Origin of the sequence: Pseudoalteromonas sp. SR45-5 (assembly GCF_014163565.1) — a bacterium.
GTDB lineage: Bacteria > Pseudomonadota > Gammaproteobacteria > Enterobacterales > Alteromonadaceae > Pseudoalteromonas > Pseudoalteromonas distincta.
Map to the genome: position 1 here is coordinate 1 of NZ_JACJDN010000377.1, position 3,960 is coordinate 3,960.

At 41.6% G+C, this 3,960-nt stretch carries 4 protein-coding genes; all 4 read left to right on the forward strand.

Going from position 1 to position 3,960, the window contains the following annotated elements:
- The first annotated feature begins 84 nt into the window (after nt 1–84).
- Nucleotides 85–834, forward strand: a complete 750-nt coding sequence (locus H5072_RS13565) for a GntR family transcriptional regulator (RefSeq protein WP_024600661.1) — start codon at nt 85–87, stop codon at nt 832–834.
- A gap of 215 nt (nt 835–1,049) precedes the next feature.
- The gene (locus H5072_RS13570; protein WP_076925524.1) at nt 1,050–2,012 is read left to right on the forward strand and encodes an aldo/keto reductase; all 963 of its coding nucleotides are present in this window, start codon (nt 1,050–1,052) and stop codon (nt 2,010–2,012) included.
- A gap of 9 nt (nt 2,013–2,021) precedes the next feature.
- Complete coding sequence (locus H5072_RS13575) at nt 2,022–3,017, forward strand: TauD/TfdA family dioxygenase (protein ID WP_182672127.1); 996 nt, start codon at nt 2,022–2,024, stop codon at nt 3,015–3,017.
- Nucleotides 3,017–3,960 (forward strand): YeiH family protein (locus H5072_RS13580; RefSeq protein WP_182693817.1); only part of this gene is annotated, 944 nt, incomplete at its 3' end. The genes H5072_RS13575 and H5072_RS13580, both read left to right, overlap by 1 nt.

Sequence of the window (3,960 nt, forward strand, 5' to 3'; positions counted from 1 at the left end):
GTTTAATTGAGCTAGCGCAAATATGCGTAAAATGTTTCACCTATGATATAACTACAGGTGGATTAAATTTAATGGTAAATAATAATGAGTAACTCTATGTTTGATCACAAATTAAGTGGCCCAAGCTTGGCTTTTCAACCGCTTTACTTACAAGTGGCTGATTATATTAAACAGCTCATTGTTGAAAGACGCTGGGTACCTGGCGAAGCACTACCAAGCGAATTTCGCCTTGCTGAAGAATTTAACGTAAGCCAAGGTACGGTTCGTAAAGCACTTAATTTATTAACCGACAATAAAATAGTGACTCGTCGCCAAGGCGTTGGTACGTTTGTATCAGAGCATACTGCGCAAGATGCCTTATTTAGGTTTTTTCCGTTACAAGCCGACGGTAAAGGCGCTGATTTGCCAAAGGCTGAACTGCTATCGGTTGAGCTTTGTGCAGCGCCAATTGAAGTAACAGAAGCGTTACAACTCAATAAAAAAGACAAAGTTACCAAGCTTGTTCGTAGACGTATTCTTGATAACGAATTTTGCATGAGCGAAACTATATACCTACCGCAAAGCTACTTTCCTGATATACATCAAAGTAGTGATATTCCGCATACATTGTACCATTACTATCAAACCAAATTTAACCAAACTGTACACAAAACCCAAGACAGTATTAAAGCTGTACTTGCTACAGCTGATGATGCCAAAATGCTTGCTATTAAAGCTGGCGACCCACTGCTGTTGGTATCACGAATTACCGAATCAATCGAAGGTAAGCTAATTGAATACCGCCAAAGCAAATGCCGTAGCGATCATTACCACTATCAAATTGAACTTGATTAATTAAAAGCGTGTTTAGTGCTAAAAACTTACTTTAGCGCATAATAATTAAATATTTTTTAAAGGCAGCAAACGCTGCCTTTTTGCTGCCTGTAGGTTTTTTAACCCACCCATTTACTACTTTGCTGTTAACACAGTATTGACACTGTTTGATTCGTATAATAACTTATGTCTTATACAAGACCTAAGTCATTATGCATTTTTAACAGGAATTCCCAATGAGTTCATTAAATAATATCCCTCCAGTAGGGTTCGGTTTATGGAAAGTAGCACAAGAAGATTGTGCGCAAACGGTATACCAAGCCATTAAGGCAGGTTACCGCCATCTTGATTGCGCATCAGACTACGGTAACGAAGAACAAGTAGGCGATGGCATAGCCCAAGCAATAAACGATGGTTTATGTACTCGCGAAGAATTATGGGTAACATCAAAACTGTGGAATACCTTTCATGCACCAGAGCATGTTGGCCTCGCGATTGATAAAACACTGAGTGATTTAAAGCTAGATTACCTAGACTTATACCTAATTCATTTTCCGATTGCGCAAACATTTGTGCCAATAGAAACCCGCTATCCACCAGAGTGGTTTGTTGACCCAGACGCGCAAAATCCACAAATGGAGCTGGCAAAAGTGCCGCTATATTTAACGTGGCAAGCAATGGAAGAGCAAGTACATAACAACAAAGCTAAACGCATTGGAGTATGTAATTACTCAAGCGCGCTGCTTCACGATTTAATGACCTACGCAAATATCAAACCCGCTATGTTGCAAATTGAGTCGCACCCTTATTTAACGCAAGAGCGATTAGTAAGACTCGCAAAGCAGTACGATATTCCGGTTACTGCGTTTTCACCACTGGGTGCGCTTTCATACCTTGAGCTAGAAATGGCTGATAAAACTGAATCAGTTCTTGAGCAAAGCGTTGTTAAAGCGGCTGCACACAATCATGGCAAAACGCCAGCACAAGTAGTTCTTCGTTGGGGCGTGCAACGCGGCACAGCCATTATTCCAAAAACTTCAAAACTTGAACGCATGAAAGAAAACCTCGCACTGTTTGATTTTGAATTAACAGAGCAAGAAATGGCGCAAATTTCTGCGCTTAACAGTAATCGCCGATTTAACGACCCTGGGCACTTTTGTGAAGCTGCCTTTAACCGTTTTCACCCAATTTACGATTAGGAACATACAATGTCAGCTACCGAAATTAACTACGCCTCAGTGCCAACTCAATTAACATTCGATGACTCGGTTTTTCCGTGCATTGTGGTTAATAACAATAACGCCAGCACCGTTGAAGAAGCGGTAGCTTTCATTCGCGCAAATAAAAGTGAATTGGCTAAAAAACTTCGCAGCTCAGGTGCTGTGTTGTTTCGCGGCTTTCCTATAAATAGTGCCGAAACCTTTGATACTTTTTCAGCCGGGTTTGACTACACAAACTTTACCTATAAAGAGTCACTGTCTAACGCAGTACGAATTAATTTTACCGAACGTGTATTTACAGCTAACGAAGCGCCAAAAGATGTAGAAATATACTTGCATCACGAAATGGCGCAAACGCCTATTTCGCCAAGTAAGTTGTTCTTTTTTTGTAAATCGGCCGCTGAAGAAGGCGGTGCAACACCTCTTTGCCGATCAGATAAATTATTTAGTGCGTTAAAAGAATACGACAGCAAGCTTGCCCATGACTTTGAACACAAAGGCCTAAAATATACCACCTATATGCCAGCCGCTGACGACGCAACATCAGGCCAAGGCCGAAGCTGGAAAAGTACGCTAAGTGTAGAAACCAAAGACGAAGCACATAATAAATTAACCGAACTTGGTTACGAGTGGGAATGGCTTGAAGACGGCTCACTAAAAGCCGTTACACCGGTACTGCCTGCGGTAGTAACTCTTGAAAATAACGTACAGGTTTTTTATAACCAACTGATTGCCGCTTACATGGGCTGGAAAGGTGTACGCGAAAACCCATCAATCGCCATTACTTTTGGCGATGGTAGTGCAATACCCAAAGCAGGACTTGATAAAATTGTTGAGCTTTCTAAAGTATTTACCTTTGATCTTGCATGGCAAGACGGTGACGTTGCTTTAGTTGATAACGAAATGGCTATGCATGGTCGTCGCCCTTTTACAGGTGAACGTAAGCGCCAAGTATTAGTAGCACTTACCGCAGCTAAAGCGTAATGCAGCGCTTAAGCAGTAAATTAAGCTGTAAAATATCACCTTTATGGCAAGGTGCCAGTATTGCTGCAATGACTGGCCTTGCCGCCTTATTTTTGAGTGAGCATTACGGCGCGCCAGCCATGTTGTTTGCTTTGTTACTGGGTATGGCAGTCTCATTTTTGTATCAAAGCGATAGCCCTTGCGCCAAAGGTATCGATTTTACCGGCACCACGGTTTTGCGTGTAGGTATAGTACTGCTAGGCACACGCATAGCGCTGGGAGATTTAGTAACACTGGGTTGGCAAACAGCACTTATGTTAGCGGGCGCCATATTTACCACTATTATTTTAGGTGTAGTGCTAGCGCGCGTATTTGGCTTACAAAAACGCTTTGGTGCACTAACAGGTGGCTCGGTTGCTATTTGTGGAGCGTCTGCTGCGCTGGCTATCTCGTCTATTATGCCAAACAGCGAGCATAAAGAACGCGATACCCTATTAACCGTTATTGGCGTAACAGCTATGTCGACTATCGCTATGATCCTCTACCCTATCGTGGTTAATTATCTTGAATTTAACGCGCATAATGCAGGCGTATTTTTAGGTGGCACAATACATGATGTAGCCCAGGTAGTGGGTGCAGGTTATTCGGTATCACCCGAGACAGGCGATATAGCAACTCTAACTAAGCTAGTACGTGTTGCAATGCTACTACCCGTTGTACTTATTATGATGGTTGTTATTAATCACTCAAATAAAGAAAAACACGGAGAGTTACCTAAAGTACCTGGGTTTTTAATTGGCTTTGTAATACTTATGGTAATAAATAGCTGCTTTTCAGTTCCTACAATAGTACTTGAAACCGCTAACGAACTTTCGCAGTTCTTTTTAATTGCTGCTATTTCAGCCATAGGTATGAAAACTAATTTAGGAAAACTAACCGAAGTAGGTATGAAACCCATTATTTT

What these genes read in the sequence shown, in the direction of transcription:
- H5072_RS13570 (WP_076925524.1), top strand. Translation starts at nt 1,050, where the DNA reads ATGAGTTCATTAAATAATATCCCTCCAGTAGGGTTCGGTTTATGGAAA.
- H5072_RS13575 (WP_182672127.1), top strand. Translation starts at nt 2,022, where the DNA reads ATGTCAGCTACCGAAATTAACTACGCCTCAGTGCCAACTCAATTAACA.
- H5072_RS13565 (WP_024600661.1), top strand. Translation starts at nt 85, where the DNA reads ATGAGTAACTCTATGTTTGATCACAAATTAAGTGGCCCAAGCTTGGCT.